Origin of the sequence: Streptomyces sp. AM8-1-1, assembly GCF_032229325.1 — a bacterium.
GTDB classification, from domain to species: domain Bacteria; phylum Actinomycetota; class Actinomycetes; order Streptomycetales; family Streptomycetaceae; genus Streptomyces; species Streptomyces achmelvichensis.
In genome coordinates, this window is record NZ_CP135086.1 from 7114232 (window position 1) to 7128196 (window position 13965).

Genomic DNA, 13965 nt, shown 5'->3' on the forward strand with positions numbered 1-13965 from the left:
GGTCAGCGTACGACCGGGCCGAACGCCGCCGCGTCCCACGACCCGCCGAGCACCGGAGCGAGCCAACCCCCGGCGCGGGCCCGGAAATCCGCGGGCGCGAGGGCTCCGGACCCCTCCGGTACGGCTCCGAGCAGCGGAGCTCCGGCGGCCTCGGGGAGGTCCGTCAGATTGCACCGCTCGGCCAGCCCCGGATCCGCGGGCCAACTGCCGACGACCACGCCGAGTTGCGCGAGCCCCCGCGCGCGCAGAGCCTCGCCGGTCAGCGTGGTGGCGTTGAGCGTGCCCAGTCCCGCCGTGGTGACGACCAGGACCGGAGCCGACAGCAGCCGGGCGGCGTCGGCCAGTGTCCCGCCGTCGTCGTCGAACCGGACGAGCAGCCCGCCCGCGCCCTCGACGAGGACGAGGTCGTACTCGGCGGCCAGCTTCTCCACGGCGTCGGCCACCTCCTGCGGCCGGACCGGCGCGGCCCCGGCCCGCCGGGCGGCGGTGGCGGGGGCGAGCGGTTCGGGGTACCGGGCCAGTTCCACCCCGAACACGTCGCCGGCGAGCCGCGCGACTTCGGCGAGGTCGCCGGGCTCGTCGCGCCCGACGCCGGTCTGCGCGGGCTTGACCACGGCCACCGTCCGCCCCTGCGCGAGCGCGAGCGCGGCGACGGCGCCGGTGACGACGGTCTTCCCGATCTCCGTCCCGGTTCCCGAGACGACGACGACTGCCATGGTGCCCCTACCGCCCATCTGTTCACCGGCGCCGAAGCGCCCCTCGTTCCCTTGCGCGATGTCGCCGCGCCTCGTGCCCGCGTCCCGGACGGTGCGTCAGTGCGCGTGCCCGGTACGCATGAGTCCGCTGCCCCGGCCCTGCCGGTCCGGGCCCCGGACTCGTCACCCCGCGGCCGCGGCCGCGCACACCGCCTCGCACACCCGGGACAGATCCTCGTCCCCGGTCACGTACGGCGGCATCGTGTAGATCAGGTCCCGGAACGGCCGGAGCCACACCCCGGCGCGCACCGCGGCCTGAGTCGCCGCGGCCATGTCCACGTCGTGATCCAGCTGGACGACGCCGATCGCTCCCCGCACCCGGACGTCCTTCACCCCGGGCAGGTTCCGCGCCTCCGCCAGGCCGTCCCGCAGGCCCGTCTCCAGGCGCTTGATCTCCTGGGGCCAGTCCTGCGCCAGCAGCAGATCGATGGAGGCGTTCGCCACCGACGCGGCCAGCGGGTTGGCCATGAACGTCGGGCCGTGGGCCAGCACCGGCACCTCGCCGCGCGAGATCCCGTCCGCCACCCGTGAGGTGCACAGCGTCGCAGCCATCGTCAGATAGCCGCCGGTCAGCGCCTTGCCCAGACACATCACATCCGGCGACACCCCGCCCTGCTCCGCGGCGAACAGGGTGCCGGTGCGCCCGAAGCCCGTGGCGATCTCGTCGAAGATCAGCAGCACACCGTGGGCGTCGCACGCTTCTCTCAGCACCCGCAGATATGCGGGCGAGTGGAACCGCATGCCGCCCGCGCCCTGCACCACGGGCTCCACGATCACGGCCGCGAGCTCGTCGGCGTGCCGCTCGACCGCCTCCCGGAGATGGTCCGCGTACACCTCGTCGAACTCCGCCGGCGGCGCGTCCGCGAAGACCTGCCGCGGCAGCACCCCCGACCACAACTCGTGCATCCCGCCATCGGGATCGCACACCGCCATGGGCTGCCAGGTGTCGCCGTGGTACCCGCCGCGCCAGGTGAGCAGCCGGCGCTTCTCCGGGCGGCCCGTGGAACGCCAGTACTGGAGGCACATCTTGACGGCGACCTCGACCGACACCGACCCGGAGTCGCACAGGAACACGTGCCGCAGCGGCTCGGGAGTGATCTCGACGAGCCGCGTCGCGAGCCGGACGGCGGGCTCGTGGGTGAGCCCGCCGAACATCACATGGCTCATGCGGTCCAGCTGATCGCGTGCCGCGTCGTTGAGGACGGGGTGGTTGTACCCATGGATGGCCGACCACCACGACGACATCCCGTCGATCAACTCGCGCTGCCCGTGGGCGGGTTCGGCGAGCCTCAGCCGTACCCCGGACGCGGAGTCCACGACCAGCGGGTCGCTGCGGCCCGGCATCGGACCGTACGGATGCCAGACATGGGCCCGGTCCAGGGCGACCAGCTCGTCGTGGGGCACTCGTTCAGGCATGAGGCGCCTCAGGCATTGGGAGCGAGGTCGGTGCCGGCGCCGCGGCGGCGCACGGAGACCAGATCCGTGCGGGCGGCGTTGGCCTCCGCGCGGGCCTCGGCCGGTGCTTCGGCCGGAGCGTCGGACGACTCGCCGCCGCACACGGAACCGCAGCCGCCGCCCTGCCGGTGCTTCGGCAGGGTCGTCGTCTCCGCGCCCTCCACCTCGAACCCGGCGTCCGCGATCATGTCGAGGTCCGCCTTGCCCGCCTGGCCCTCACTGGTCAGATAGTCACCGAGGAAGATCGAGTTCACCAGGTTCAGGGCGAGCGGCTGCATCGACCGCAGATGGACCTCACGGCCGCCCGCGAGGCGCACCTCGACGTCCGGGCAGACGAACCGCACCATGGCGAGAATCCGCAGACAGCGCTGCGGGGTGAGGTTCCACTCCTTGGCCAGCGGCGTGCCCTCGAAGGGGATCAGGAAGTTCACCGGCACGGAGTCCGGGTCGAGCTCACGCAGCGAGAAGACCACGTCGACGAGATCGGTATCGCTCTCGCCCATGCCCGCGATCAGACCGGAGCAGGCCGACAGGCCCGCGGCCTGCGCCTGGTGCACGGTGTCCACGCGGTCCGCGTAGGTGTGGGTGGTCGTGATGTCCCCGTACGTCCCCTCGGACGTGTTGAGGTTGTGGTTGTACGCGTCGGCGCCGGCGTCCCGCAGCCGCTCGGCCTGTCCCTGGGAGAGCAGCCCGAGGCACGCGCAGACCTCGACGTCCTCGTTCTGCTCCTTGATGGCCTCGATGGTCTTCGAGACACGGTCCACGTCCCGGTCCGTCGGGCCGCGGCCGCTCGCGACCAGGCAGACGCGCTTCGCGCCGCCCGCGACACCCGCGGCCGCCGCCTCGGACGCCTCGTCGGGCTTCAGCCAGGTGTACTTGAGAATCTCGGCCTTGGACCCCAGCCGCTGGGAGCAGTAGGAGCAGTCCTCGGGACACAGCCCCGATTTGAGGTTCACCAGATAGTTGAGCTTCACCCGGCGCCCGAACCACTGACGGCGTACCTTGCCGGCCGCGGCCACCACTTCGAGCAGGTCGTCGTCTGAGGTCGCCAGTACGGCGAGCGCCTCTTCACGGGTCGGCAGCTCGCGCCGCAGCCCCTTCTCCACCAGCGTGTTCAGCAGGTCCATGCGCCAGATCCTGACGTACGGCACACGTCCCGGCCAAGGCGGAACCCGACAACAGAGCCCGAATGAGGTGTGTGTATGGCCACATCGGTTCCGCGAGCCGGCCCGGTTAGGGTCTGTGCGCTGCCTACAAAAAGGACCGGACCACCATGACCCAGGATCCTTTCGACTGGATCGACGACGAGTCGCGCCGCCGTGCGAGCGCGGGTCTCGTCCGGACGCTCCGGCCCCGCGACGCCGACTCCGAGCTGCTGGATCTTGCGGGCAACGACTACCTGGGTCTGACCCGCCGGCCGGAGATCACGGCCGCGGCCGCCGAGGCGGCGCAGCGCTGGGGCGCCGGCGCCACCGGCTCCCGGCTCGTCACCGGCAGCACCGCGCTGCACGCCGAACTCGAACGGGAACTGGCCGCGTTCTGCGGATTCGAGGCCGCCCTCGTCCTGTCCTCCGGCTATGCGGCCAATCTCGCCGCGGTCACCGCGCTCAGCGATCGCGGGTCGCTGATCGTCTCGGACGCCGGCAACCACGCCTCGATCGTCGACGGCTGCCGGCTCTCCCGCGCGGAGACCGCGATCTCCCCGCACGCCGATGCCGAGGCCGTCCGCAAGACGCTCGACGCGCACCCCGGCCGGCGTGCCCTCGTCGTCACCGACTCCGTCTTCTCCGTCGACGGCGACGCCGCACCGCTGCCCGCTCTGGCGCAGGCGTGCCGGGAGCACGGCGCCGCGCTGCTCGTGGACGACGCCCACGGCCTGGGCGTCCTCGGGGAGGGCGGCCGGGGAGCCGCGGCGGCCACCGGCCTCGCGGGCGACGAGGGGGTGGTCGCGATGCTGACCCTCTCCAAGTCGCTCGGCAGCCAGGGCGGCGCGGTCCTCGGCCCCGCGCGGGTCATCGACCACCTGGTCAACACCGCCCGGACGTTCATCTTCGACACCGGACTCGCACCGGCCGCCGCCGGCGCCGCCCTGGCCGCCCTGCGGCTGCTGGGCCGCGAGCCGGAGCTCGCCGGGCGGGCCCGCGCGGTCGCGGGGACTTTGCACGGGCGGCTGACGGCCCTGGGACTGAGCGCCGTACGCCCGGACGCGGCCGTGGTGTCCGTGCGGGCGCCCTCCCCGGAGGCGGCGCTGCAGTGGGCCGCGGACTGCCGGGCGGCAGGTCTGGGCGTCGGCTGCTTCCGCCCGCCGTCGGTCCCGGACGGCATCTCGCGGCTGCGGCTGACGGCCCGTGCGGATCTCACGGACGAGCAGATCGCGTGGGCTGTCGCCACCATCGTGGAGACGGCTCCGGTCGGCTGACACCACCGAACGCCGCCGTCCCGGCCCGCCGCGGCCGGGGTACTCCCGTTCGCCCCCGTCGTAGCCCGCGGACACGTTCGACGGCCCCGCCGCGCCGGTGACCAGGGACGGGAGGGCGCGGCGCCCCTCCGGTCCCGCGTAGCAGAGTTCACCGCTTCGAGCGACAGATATCTACATATCTTGGTGGATCGCCACCTCTGGCACGGTGATGAGTGGCACTCTGGCGCGAAGCGCAATCCGCGGCCGCCCGCGCATCATCCGCCACGAGTTGGAGCCCGGCCGCGGTGGGAAAGGGACAGCGTCGCCATGGCCGACCTTCAGGAAGCCTCCGTCACTCTGCCGAGCGATCCCGCCTCGGTTTCCGCGGCCCGGAAATTCGTTACGGACATCCTCTCCGAGTGGGGTCTCCCGGTGGACGACGAGGCAGGCGACACGGTCCGGCTGATCGTCTCCGAACTGACCACGAACGCCATCCAGCACACCTTCGGCCAGTCACCGACCTTCACGGTCGATCTGCGGCTGGAGCGGGACGAGGAACTGGTCATCGGGGTCACGGACAGCCACCCGCGCTGGCCGCAGCGGCTGCCCGCCGCCGTACGGCAGGACAACGGCAGAGGCATGATCATCATCCGCAGTCTCACGGCGGAGTGCGGTGGCCGGCTCTCGGTGACCCCGACGGCGGAGGGCGGCAAGACGGTCTGGATCGCTCTCCCGTGGACGGCGCCGGTCCCCGGCTGAACGACGACCCGGCCGGTGGGTCTCCGGTGACGTGGCGCTGGAGCCGCCTCATCCTGTCGCGCGGCCGAACGCCCTGCGCAGCGGGGCCCGTAGGGAAGCAGCCGCCGGACTCGTTCGTTCCCGCGGTGCGCCACCGAGATGGTCCGCCGGATCGCCGCCGGCTCCAACTGCCGTACGCCCCGGGCAGCGGGGCCGCAGGGAAGCAGCTGTCGGACTCGTTCGTCCCTGCGATGGGCCACCGAGACGGTCCGCCGGATCGCCGCCGGCTCCAACTGCCGACGCCCTGCGCAGCAGGGACCGTAGGTAAGCAGCCGCCGGACTCGTTCGTTCCCGCGATGGGCCACCGAGATGGTCCGCTAGAACACCGCCGGCTCCAACTGCCGTACGCCAGCGGCGTGACCGTCATAGAGCCACCGTCTCCGGTACCGCCGCCACCCCGAGCCCCGAGCTGACCAGGGCGTAGCCGGTGTCCGGCTCGGCCCATAGCCGCGCGGGCCGCGGGTCACCCGTGCCGTGGAGCACGTCACCGGCGGCGCGCTCACGGCGCTGGGCGCGACACTCCTCGCCCAGCCGCCGGCGGGCGCCACCGGAACCGGGCGTAGCCGATGCGCGGCGCCATCGAGACCGGGCGCACCGGCGGGACGGGACAACCGCCCACCGGTACACCCTCAGTGGCGTGCCGTCAGCCGACGCGCCCGTACCAGACGCTCTTGGTCCAGATCTTTTCGAGCTTCACCCAGGAACCGGTCTTGGGGGAGTGCCAGATCTTCCCGCTGCCGGCGTAGATACCCACGTGATAGACGCTCCTGCCGGAATGGAAGAAGACGAGGTCGCCCACCTGCCGTGAAGAGGCCTTGATATGACGCGTCTTGTTGTATTGCTGCTGGGCCGTACGGGGGAGCTTCTTGCCCGCCTTCTTGTACGAATACAGCGTCAGGCCCGAGCAGTCGAAGCGGGAGGGGCCCATAGCGCCGTACTTGTACGGCGCGCCCTTCTTCGACGCGGCCACCTTCAACGCCTTGCCGGCGTGGGTGGTTGCTGCGTACGCCTCCGACGAGGCACCCGGCACGAGCATGGAGCCGCCGACGGCGGCCAGGGTCAGGGCCGATACGGCACCCGCCCGTGTCATCAAGAACGGGACATGCTTCTGCGCAGTCATGCGCAACCCTTCGTCAGCCGCCTGTGAAGGATGACCTGTCGGGTTCGGGCGGACGAAGGTGCCCGGCTGCATAGTGCGGCTTCACCCCGAGGGACGGCCGGACTTTCCGGCTGCCCCGTGTTGCTCGGGTCCTCCACTCCTGCCGAAGCACTTCTGTCGACCAGACGTCCGGATCGGCGGCAGGACTCGGCGTCCGCCCGGACCGCCCCGCCGAGGTGACGGGGGCTTGTCGTCCCAGGGATCTTGACCCATGGCGCGCCGGATTTCCGAGCTGAAACGGCGATATGTGAGTTTCGCCACCACTCACCTGTTCGGGTGGACAGGGGTTCATCGCGGCTCGCCGCGCGACGGCCGAGGACGCCCGCACCAGCACCGGAATGAGTCATTCCGCCAAATCGGTGGTCATGGTGCGCAAGTTGACCGTAGGCAAAGATGGTGCAACGGCTCCACCGAATGGGGTAGGGAATCTCATACCCATTTGGCGGTTGACTCGATCCGAGGGGTCGTCAGTTCTCCGTCGGAGGCGGCAAGGTCACCCGTCGCGTCCTCCGATCGCCGTCAAGAACCCGCAGCGCCTGGCCGAGAGTCGCCGGGTGAACCTCGCTCTCGCCGCGCAGGTGCATGAGCGTCAGGGCGTCCCGCAGGGCGCTCGCCCGGCCGACGAGCGCCTGGGCCGCGCGCAGTGCGCCGTACGTGTGGGTGGAGCGGGCCGGATTGATCCGCCCCAGCAGGTCGACGACCTCGAGATAGCTGTCGATCAGTTCGCCCTCGGCGCGTGTCAGCGCGGGCAGTGGTGGCAGTTCGGGCAGCAGCATCGCGCACCCTCACCGGGAACCGGGCGCGGAGAGCGACGTCTTGCGGTTCCGGATGACGTGATCCAGCAGTCCGTACTCCTTGGCCCCCTCGGCGTCGAAGATCTTGACGCGCTCCAGGTCGGCCGCGATCCGTTCGGCCGTCTGGCCGGTGTGTGTCACAAGCATCGCGGCCAGTTGGGCCCGCAGTCGCAGCAACTCCTGTGCCGCGATGTCGAGATCGGACGGCTGGCCCCGCAACGGCTCCTCGGTCGCGGGCTGCTGCACGACGATCCGCGCTCCCGGCAGTGCCATCCGCTTCCCGGGTGCGCCGGCGGCGAGCAGCAGCGCCGCCGTCGACGCGGCCTGACCCAGACAGGTCGTCTCCACGTCGCAGGTGACGACCTGCATCGTGTCGTAGATCGCGGCCATGGCGCTGAGCGAGCCGCCGGGGGAGTTGATGTAGAGCGAGATGTCCCGGTCCGGGGCCGCGTACTCGAGGTGCAGGAGCTGGGCGATCACATCGTTGGCCGCGGTGTCGTCCACCTCGGTCCCGAGGAAGACGATCCGCTCCTCCAGCAACTTGGAGTACGGGTCGAGGGTGCGGGTCCCCGAGCTCGTGCGCTCGGTGAACTGCGGCAGGACATAGCGGGCGACCGGACGGTGCATGGCGAGCCTCTTCTCCATGAGTGCGTCTCCTCCGTGCGCGCCTGGCACGGTTCTGTAAAAAATGTACAGGACGTACAGGCGGTTATGATGGGGAGCATGGCCTACGAGATTCCGGTGACGCAAGCCCGCGCAGAGCTCGCCGATCTGATCAACCGCGTCGTCTACGGGGGCGAACGCGTCGTCGTCACCCGGCACGGAAAGCCCCTCGTGGCGCTCGTCTCGGCCGCTGACCTGGAACGACTGGAGCAGGCTCAGGACAGCGCGGAGGAGCAGGTGGTCAGCTCGGTCTCGTCCGTCGGCTCCCTCTCGTCCGCTTCCGGCGAACGGGGGCGCTTCGGACTCACGGCGGAGCACCGCCGCCCCGACACGCACGGCTGACGCGCGCCGGCGCGCCTGGGCGTGCGACGGAGGTCTGGGCCTCACGGGCCCGCGGGCCCCTGGTGACGTCCGGCGTCCCCGGCGGGCAGCGGGCGGCCGAGCTTCACGGCTCGCAGCCCGGCTCCCCGGGGGGCGTGCCGCTCGGGCTCGCGGGTTCACAACCCTGCCGGGCCCGGCGTCCCCGGCGGGCAGCGGATGCCCTTCGGTCGCGGCCGTCTCGCCGCCCCGATCGGCCGGTACGACCCGCCGCCCCGGCTCGGCACCATGCGGCGCCCGAGTGACACAAGCCGGGTGCCCAGCCCGGCCGTCACGCACGCGCGCGAATGACACAAGCCCTGGTGCCCAGCCCGGCCCAGCACGCAACCGAGTGGCCAGCGTCCGGGTGCCGAGCCCGGTCCAGCACGCGACCGCGTGGCGCAAGCCCGCGTGCCCAGCCCGGTCCAGCACGCGACCGCGTCGCGCAAGCCGGGTGTCCGGCCGGTCCAGCACGCATCGGTATGGCGCTGGCCCGGCGCCGGCCCGCACTGCGCAGCCGCACAAGCGCCCCCGGTACCAGCCCGCGCAGCAGAAAGCCGCGCGTCCCCGTCCGCTACAGCGGGGACGCGCGGCTGGTCGTGGGGGCTCAGCCGACCGGTGCCGGCACGGGTCGCAGCGACTCCTTCGACGCATCGGCAGGCTGCGCGCTCCGCCCGCCCGCCAGCACCGCGGCGAGTCCGAGCGCTGCCCACAGCGAGAGCGTGAGGGCCGCTCCGCCCGCTCCGCTGCCGTCGAAGTACGACACCGACCGCAGCAGTTGGGCACCCGCACCCGGCGGGAGCCACTGGCCGATCACCCCGGCGGGGTCGGGCAGCAGTTCCGGCGCACTCGCGGCTCCGGAGAACGGGTTGCCGATCAGGACCATCAGCAGACTGCCGAGGGCGATGCCACGGGTGCCGAGCAGCGCGGCGAAGCCCGCGACGCCGCCCGCGATGGCGAGGACGGTCAGCCCGAGGACTCCCGCTTCGGCCCACCAGTTGCCGTTCAGCAGGCCGAGCCAGCTGTGAGCGAGAGCGGCGGCCGTGAGTCCGACCAGTGCTGCCGCGCCGGTCAGGGCGAGCGCCGCGCGGCTCCCGCGCAGTCCGAGCACCGTCACCATGACTCCTGCCGCCACACCCGCCAGGGCCAGCGGCAGGATGCTCGACGCCAGCCCGCTGCCGCGCGGATCGCCGGCGGGGGTGGCCACCACATCGGTCACCTTCACCGGATCGCCGGCAGGAGCGTGCGCGGTGACGGCTTCCTTCAGCAGTCCGGCGACGACGGGGCTCCCCGCGGAGGCGGTCAGCAGCTGCGGCCCTTCCGGGGTGACGACGACCGCTCCGTATACAACGCGGTCCTCGATCGCCTCGCGGGCCGCGGTCTCATCGGTGTAGCGGTGCACCTCGAAGGCGTCCGGCCGCTGTTCCAGGCGCTGTTCGACCTGGGCGACCGCGGACGCCGGGCCGGCGACGCCGATGGGGAGATCCCGGGGTGCGGTACGGGCGGCGGGCCAGGCGAAGGCCCACAGGGCCAGCGCGACCAGGGCGGGGACGAGAGCCATCACCGCGATCGTGCGGTGAGTGGGCGTGGCGGACATCGTGCGCCTCGATTCAAAGAGAAGGATCGTTCGTTTTGCGATTGACCTCACTGTCCCGCCGCGTGTCGCGCTTGTCAAGAATGAATGTTCGTTTTAGATTGTTGGCATGGCCCGCGTATCCCAGGAACATCTCGACGCACGACGACGCCAGATCCTCGACGGCGCCGCCCGCTGCTTCGCACGTAACGGCTTCCACGCCACGTCGATGCAGGACATCCTCAGTGAGGCGGAACTCTCCGCAGGCGCGGTATACCGCTACTTCCGTGGCAAGGACGAGCTGATCGCGGCCATCGCGAACGAGGCGTTCGCCGGGATCCGGGGCGCCTTCGAGGACGCCGCCCGGACCACGCCGCCTCCCCTGCCCGACGTGCTGCTCGGCCGCGTCCTGCGCAAGCTGCTGCAGGAGCAGGTACGGGGGGAGGACCGACAGGCCTTCGCCCGGCTCGTGGTCCAGGTGTGGACCGAGACGCTCCGCAACGAGCGGCTCGCCACCACACTCGGCGAGGGCTACGGCGGTATGCGGCTCGCCTGGGCGAAACTCGTGGACGCCTACCGGGACAACGGCCTGATGGCCGCCGACGTACCCGCCGACCATGTGGCGCGCACGCTCATCGCCACCGCCCAGGGATTCATCCTTCAGCAGGCGCTCTTCGGCGACGTGGACGTCGACGTCCTGGAGGACGGGCTTCGGGGGCTCATGTCGATGAGCGCCCCCGACGTCAGTTAACGCGCCGGAAAAACTTGCGCCCTAACGTTCACCTCCCGGCAGTGGGACGGCACCGTGCAGGTCGGCGGAGCGTTGGCGGCGACGAGGTCTCGCCGTGCCCGAACGGGCCCGGCACGGACGACAGTGAGGTGGACGCGTGCAACTCTCCCCGCACGAGCAGGAACGGCTGATGATCCATGTGGCGGCCGACGTCGCGGAGAAGCGCCGCGCCCGCGGGGTGGCGCTCAACCACCCCGAAGCCGTCGCCCTGATCACCTCGCACATCCTCGAAGGCGCGCGGGACGGACGGACCGTCGCCGAGCTGATGGCGTCGGGCCGTCAGGTCCTCGGCCGCGCCGACGTCATGGAGGGCATCCCGGAGATGATCCACGACGTCCAGGTCGAGGCGACCTTCCCGGACGGCACCAAGCTCGTCACCGTCCACGACCCGATCGTCTGAAGGGGAGGAGCCGAATGATTCCCGGTGAGATCCTGTTCGCCGACGACCCCGTCCCCCTCAACGAGGGCCGCGAGGTCACACGTCTGGCGGTGGTGAACGCCGCCGACCGGCCCGTCCAGGTCGGCTCCCACTACCACTTCGCCGAATCCAACCCCGGCCTGCACTTCGACCGCGCCGCGGCCCACGGCAAGCGGCTGCACATCGCGGCCGGCACCGCCGTGCGATTCGAGCCCGGCATCCCGGTGGACGTGGAACTGGTGCCCTTCACCGGACTCCGCGTCATCACGGGGCTGCGCGGGGAGACGGGAGGCGCGCTCGATGCCTGAACTGCACCGTGCCCTCTACGCGGACCTCTTCGGGCCCACCACCGGTGACCGCATCCGGCTCGCCGACACCGATCTGCTCGTCGAGATCGAGGAGGACCGCTCCGGCGGCCCCGGACTCGCCGGTGACGAGGCGGTGTTCGGCGGCGGCAAGGTGATCCGGGAGTCGATGGGCCAGTCCCGTACGACACGCGCCGACGGCGCACCCGACACCGTCGTCACCGGCGCCGTGATCATCGACCACTGGGGGATCGTCAAGGCCGACATCGGCATCCGGGACGGCCGGATCACCGGCATCGGCAAGGCCGGCAACCCGGACACCATGGACGGCGTCCACCCCGGCATCGTGATCGGTCCCGAGACCGAAGTCATCGCGGGCAATGGGAAGATCGTCACCGCCGGTGCCATCGACGCGCACGTCCACTTCATCTCGCCGACGCTCGTCGACCAGGCCCTCGCGACCGGGGTCACCACGCTCGTCGGCGGTGGCACCGGTCCCGCCGAAGGCACGAAGGCGACCACCATCACGCCCGGCCCCTGGCACCTCGCCCGGATGTTCGAGGCCTTGGACGGTCTGCCCGTCAACATCGGTCTGCTCGGCAAGGGCAACACCATGTCCGGCGAGGCCATGCACTCCCAACTGCGCGGCGGAGCCCTGGGATTCAAGATCCACGAGGACTGGGGGGCCACACCCGCGGTCATCGACGCCTGTCTGCGGGTCTGCGAGGAGAGCGGCGCACAGCTCGCCATCCACACCGACACCCTCAACGAGGCCGGGTTCGTCGGTGACACCCTCGCCGCCATCGCGGGCCGGACCATTCACGCGTACCACACGGAAGGTGCCGGCGGCGGGCACGCACCGGACATCATCACGGTGGTCGGTGAGCCCTACGTCCTGCCCAGCTCCACCAACCCGACCCGGCCGCACACCGTCAACACCATCGAGGAACACCTCGACATGCTGATGGTCTGCCACCATCTCAACCCGTCGGTGCCCGAGGACCTCGCCTTCGCGGAGTCGCGGATCAGGCCCTCGACCATCGCGGCCGAGGACATCCTGCACGACCTCGGCGCCGTATCGATCATCTCCTCCGACTCCCAGGCCATGGGCCGGATCGGGGAGGTCGTCCTGCGTACCTGGCAGACCGCGCATGTGATGAAGAAGCGCCGGGGCTCCCTTCCCGGGGACGGCCGCGCCGACAACCACAGAGTCCGTCGCTATGTCGCCAAATACACGATCAACCCGGCGGTCGCCCAGGGCATGGACCGCGAGATCGGCTCGGTCGAGACCGGGAAACTCGCCGACCTGGTGCTGTGGGACCCGGCCTTCTTCGGCGTCAAACCCCAACTGGTGATCAAGGGCGGCCAGATCGCCTACGCGCAGATGGGTGACGCCAACGCCTCCATCCCGACCCCGCAGCCGGTGCTGCCGCGACCGATGTTCGGTGCGATGGGCCGGGCCGCCTCCACGGGCTCGCTCACCTTCGTGGCCCCGGCCGCGATCGAGGACGGACTGCCCGAACGCCTCGGGCTGTACAAGGAGTTCGTCCCCATCACCAGTACTCGCGGGATCACCAAGGCGGACATGCGGGAGAACGACGCCCTGCCCCGGGTCGAGGTCGACCCCGACACCTTCACGGTGACGATCGACGGGGAGCCGGTCGAGCCCGCGCCCGCCGTCGAACTGCCCATGGCCCAGCGCTACTTCCTCTTCTGACCGCCGATGACGACAGACCGGGTCCCGCGGACGACTGCCGACGGGCCGACATGCACACCATCGCCGTCGCAGAAGAGGACACCGTCTGCGACGAGGAGCCGGTCATGAGCCGTGCCGCACTCCTCGTCCTCGCCGACGGCCGCTTCCCCGCCGGCGGGCACGCCCACTCCGGCGGCGCCGAAGCGGCCGTCAAGGCGGGCCGCATCCGTGACGCCCGGGATCTGGCGGCGTTCTGCCACGGCCGGCTCCGCACCACCGGACTCACCTCGGCCGCACTCGCTGCCGCGGCCGCCCTCGGCCTCGACCCCCTCGAACTCGACGAGGCCGCCGACGCCCGCACACCGTCCCCCGCCCTGCGGGCCACGGCCCGCAGGCTCGGCCGACAGATGATGCGCGCTGCCCGCGCCACCTGGCCCGCTCCGGAACTCGACGCGCTCGCCGCCGCTCTCCCGCGCGGTGCGCATCAGCCCGTCGTCATCGGGCTCACGGCGCGGGCCGCCGGGCTCGGCCCCGAGGACGCCGCGCACTGCGTCGCCTACGAGACGGTCAGCGGCCCCGCCACCGCGGCCGTACGCCTCCTGAGCCTGAACCCCTTCGACGCCACCGCCGTGCTCGCCCGCCTCGCGCCCGCGATGGACGAGGTCGCCGCACAGGCGGCGGCAGCCGCCCGCAAGGGCATCGACGCCCTGCCCGCGGCCTCGGCGCCGCTGCTCGACATCACCGCCGAACAGCACGCGGCCTGGCCCGTACGCCTCTTCGCGTCCTGACACACCCTGGAGCCGC

Annotated in this window: 15 protein-coding genes and 1 riboswitch; of the genes, 8 read left to right on the forward strand and 7 right to left on the reverse strand. The window is 71.7% G+C overall.

All coding sequences use genetic code 11. The annotated features are described in order from the left end of the window. Positions 1–2: 2 nt before the first annotated feature. The 3 genes from bioD to bioB all read right to left on the reverse strand — a co-directional run bounded on the left by bioD (position 3) and on the right by bioB (position 3337). On the reverse strand, positions 3–716 hold the full coding sequence (gene bioD, locus RPQ07_RS31795; RefSeq protein WP_313947663.1) for a dethiobiotin synthase: 714 nt from the start codon (positions 714–716) through the stop codon (positions 3–5). 162 nt (positions 717–878) lie between these two features. Further along, a complete protein-coding gene (locus RPQ07_RS31800; protein WP_313947664.1) occupies positions 879–2171 on the reverse strand; it encodes an adenosylmethionine--8-amino-7-oxononanoate transaminase in 1293 nt (430 codons plus the stop codon). 8 nt (positions 2172–2179) lie between these two features. Beyond that, a complete protein-coding gene (gene bioB / locus RPQ07_RS31805; protein ID WP_313947665.1) occupies positions 2180–3337 on the reverse strand; it encodes a biotin synthase BioB in 1158 nt (385 codons plus the stop codon). A gap of 146 nt (positions 3338–3483) precedes the next feature. Between bioB and RPQ07_RS31810 the strand changes: the two genes are divergently transcribed. Together RPQ07_RS31810 and RPQ07_RS31815 are read left to right on the forward strand one after the other, a co-directional pair. After that, positions 3484–4629: an 8-amino-7-oxononanoate synthase gene (locus tag RPQ07_RS31810; protein WP_313947666.1), complete on the forward strand. Its 1146-nt coding sequence runs from the start codon at positions 3484–3486 to the stop codon at positions 4627–4629. Positions 4630–4935: 306 nt separating this feature from the next. Then, positions 4936–5367, forward strand: a complete 432-nt coding sequence (locus RPQ07_RS31815) for an ATP-binding protein (RefSeq protein WP_313947667.1) — start codon at positions 4936–4938, stop codon at positions 5365–5367. 682 nt (positions 5368–6049) lie between these two features. Here RPQ07_RS31815 and RPQ07_RS31820 read toward each other — a convergent pair. The 3 genes from RPQ07_RS31820 to RPQ07_RS31830 form a co-directional block, all read right to left on the reverse strand. Next, positions 6050–6526 carry a C40 family peptidase gene (locus RPQ07_RS31820; RefSeq protein ID WP_313947668.1) on the reverse strand — a complete coding sequence of 159 codons (477 nt, stop codon included), beginning with the start codon at positions 6524–6526 and terminating at the stop codon, positions 6050–6052. A gap of 3 nt (positions 6527–6529) precedes the next feature. Next, positions 6530–6715, reverse strand: a riboswitch (cyclic di-AMP (ydaO/yuaA leader). A 317-nt stretch (positions 6716–7032) separates the two neighbouring features. Further along, positions 7033–7341 (reverse strand): hypothetical protein, encoded by a 309-nt coding sequence (locus RPQ07_RS31825; protein ID WP_313947669.1) that lies wholly within the window; start codon positions 7339–7341, stop codon positions 7033–7035. 9 nt (positions 7342–7350) lie between these two features. After that, on the reverse strand, positions 7351–7986 hold the full coding sequence (locus tag RPQ07_RS31830; protein ID WP_313949101.1) for an ATP-dependent Clp protease proteolytic subunit: 636 nt from the start codon (positions 7984–7986) through the stop codon (positions 7351–7353). Between the two features lie 96 nt (positions 7987–8082). On the opposite strand from RPQ07_RS31830, the gene RPQ07_RS31835 reads away from it, so the two are divergent. Further along, positions 8083–8364: a type II toxin-antitoxin system Phd/YefM family antitoxin gene (locus RPQ07_RS31835; protein ID WP_313947670.1), complete on the forward strand. Its 282-nt coding sequence runs from the start codon at positions 8083–8085 to the stop codon at positions 8362–8364. A gap of 622 nt (positions 8365–8986) precedes the next feature. Here the strand turns inward: RPQ07_RS31835 and RPQ07_RS31840 are convergent. Further along, positions 8987–9976 carry an ABC transporter permease gene (locus tag RPQ07_RS31840; protein ID WP_313947671.1) on the reverse strand — a complete coding sequence of 330 codons (990 nt, stop codon included), beginning with the start codon at positions 9974–9976 and terminating at the stop codon, positions 8987–8989. Between the two features lie 106 nt (positions 9977–10082). Here RPQ07_RS31840 and RPQ07_RS31845 point away from each other — a divergent pair, with 106 nt between their 5' ends. From RPQ07_RS31845 to RPQ07_RS31865, 5 genes are all read left to right on the forward strand, one after another. Continuing rightward, positions 10083–10703, forward strand: a complete 621-nt coding sequence (locus RPQ07_RS31845; protein ID WP_313947672.1) for a helix-turn-helix domain-containing protein — start codon at positions 10083–10085, stop codon at positions 10701–10703. 136 nt (positions 10704–10839) lie between these two features. Next, positions 10840–11142 (forward strand): urease subunit gamma, encoded by a 303-nt coding sequence (locus RPQ07_RS31850; protein ID WP_313947673.1) that lies wholly within the window; start codon positions 10840–10842, stop codon positions 11140–11142. A gap of 14 nt (positions 11143–11156) precedes the next feature. Next, the gene (locus RPQ07_RS31855) at positions 11157–11468 is read left to right on the forward strand and encodes an urease subunit beta (protein ID WP_313947674.1); all 312 of its coding nucleotides are present in this window, start codon (positions 11157–11159) and stop codon (positions 11466–11468) included. Next, the gene (locus RPQ07_RS31860) at positions 11461–13182 is read left to right on the forward strand and encodes an urease subunit alpha (RefSeq protein WP_313947675.1); all 1722 of its coding nucleotides are present in this window, start codon (positions 11461–11463) and stop codon (positions 13180–13182) included. The genes RPQ07_RS31855 and RPQ07_RS31860 overlap by 8 nt, the downstream gene beginning before the upstream one ends. Positions 13183–13286: 104 nt before the next feature. After that, positions 13287–13949 carry an urease accessory protein UreF gene (locus RPQ07_RS31865; RefSeq protein WP_313949102.1) on the forward strand — a complete coding sequence of 221 codons (663 nt, stop codon included), beginning with the start codon at positions 13287–13289 and terminating at the stop codon, positions 13947–13949. Positions 13950–13965 lie beyond the last annotated feature (16 nt).

Coding starts and splice junctions, on each gene's coding strand:
- bioD (WP_313947663.1), bottom strand. CDS start 716: ATGGCAGTCGTCGTCGTCTCGGGAACCGGGACGGAGATCGGGAAGACC.
- RPQ07_RS31800 (WP_313947664.1), bottom strand. CDS start 2,171: ATGCCTGAACGAGTGCCCCACGACGAGCTGGTCGCCCTGGACCGGGCC.
- bioB (WP_313947665.1), bottom strand. CDS start 3,337: ATGGACCTGCTGAACACGCTGGTGGAGAAGGGGCTGCGGCGCGAGCTG.
- RPQ07_RS31810 (WP_313947666.1), top strand. CDS start 3,484: ATGACCCAGGATCCTTTCGACTGGATCGACGACGAGTCGCGCCGCCGT.
- RPQ07_RS31815 (WP_313947667.1), top strand. CDS start 4,936: ATGGCCGACCTTCAGGAAGCCTCCGTCACTCTGCCGAGCGATCCCGCC.
- RPQ07_RS31820 (WP_313947668.1), bottom strand. CDS start 6,526: ATGACTGCGCAGAAGCATGTCCCGTTCTTGATGACACGGGCGGGTGCC.
- RPQ07_RS31825 (WP_313947669.1), bottom strand. CDS start 7,341: ATGCTGCTGCCCGAACTGCCACCACTGCCCGCGCTGACACGCGCCGAG.
- RPQ07_RS31830 (WP_313949101.1), bottom strand. CDS start 7,986: ATGCACCGTCCGGTCGCCCGCTATGTCCTGCCGCAGTTCACCGAGCGC.
- RPQ07_RS31835 (WP_313947670.1), top strand. CDS start 8,083: ATGGCCTACGAGATTCCGGTGACGCAAGCCCGCGCAGAGCTCGCCGAT.
- RPQ07_RS31840 (WP_313947671.1), bottom strand. CDS start 9,976: ATGTCCGCCACGCCCACTCACCGCACGATCGCGGTGATGGCTCTCGTC.
- RPQ07_RS31845 (WP_313947672.1), top strand. CDS start 10,083: ATGGCCCGCGTATCCCAGGAACATCTCGACGCACGACGACGCCAGATC.
- RPQ07_RS31855 (WP_313947674.1), top strand. CDS start 11,157: ATGATTCCCGGTGAGATCCTGTTCGCCGACGACCCCGTCCCCCTCAAC.
- RPQ07_RS31860 (WP_313947675.1), top strand. CDS start 11,461: ATGCCTGAACTGCACCGTGCCCTCTACGCGGACCTCTTCGGGCCCACC.
- RPQ07_RS31865 (WP_313949102.1), top strand. CDS start 13,287: ATGAGCCGTGCCGCACTCCTCGTCCTCGCCGACGGCCGCTTCCCCGCC.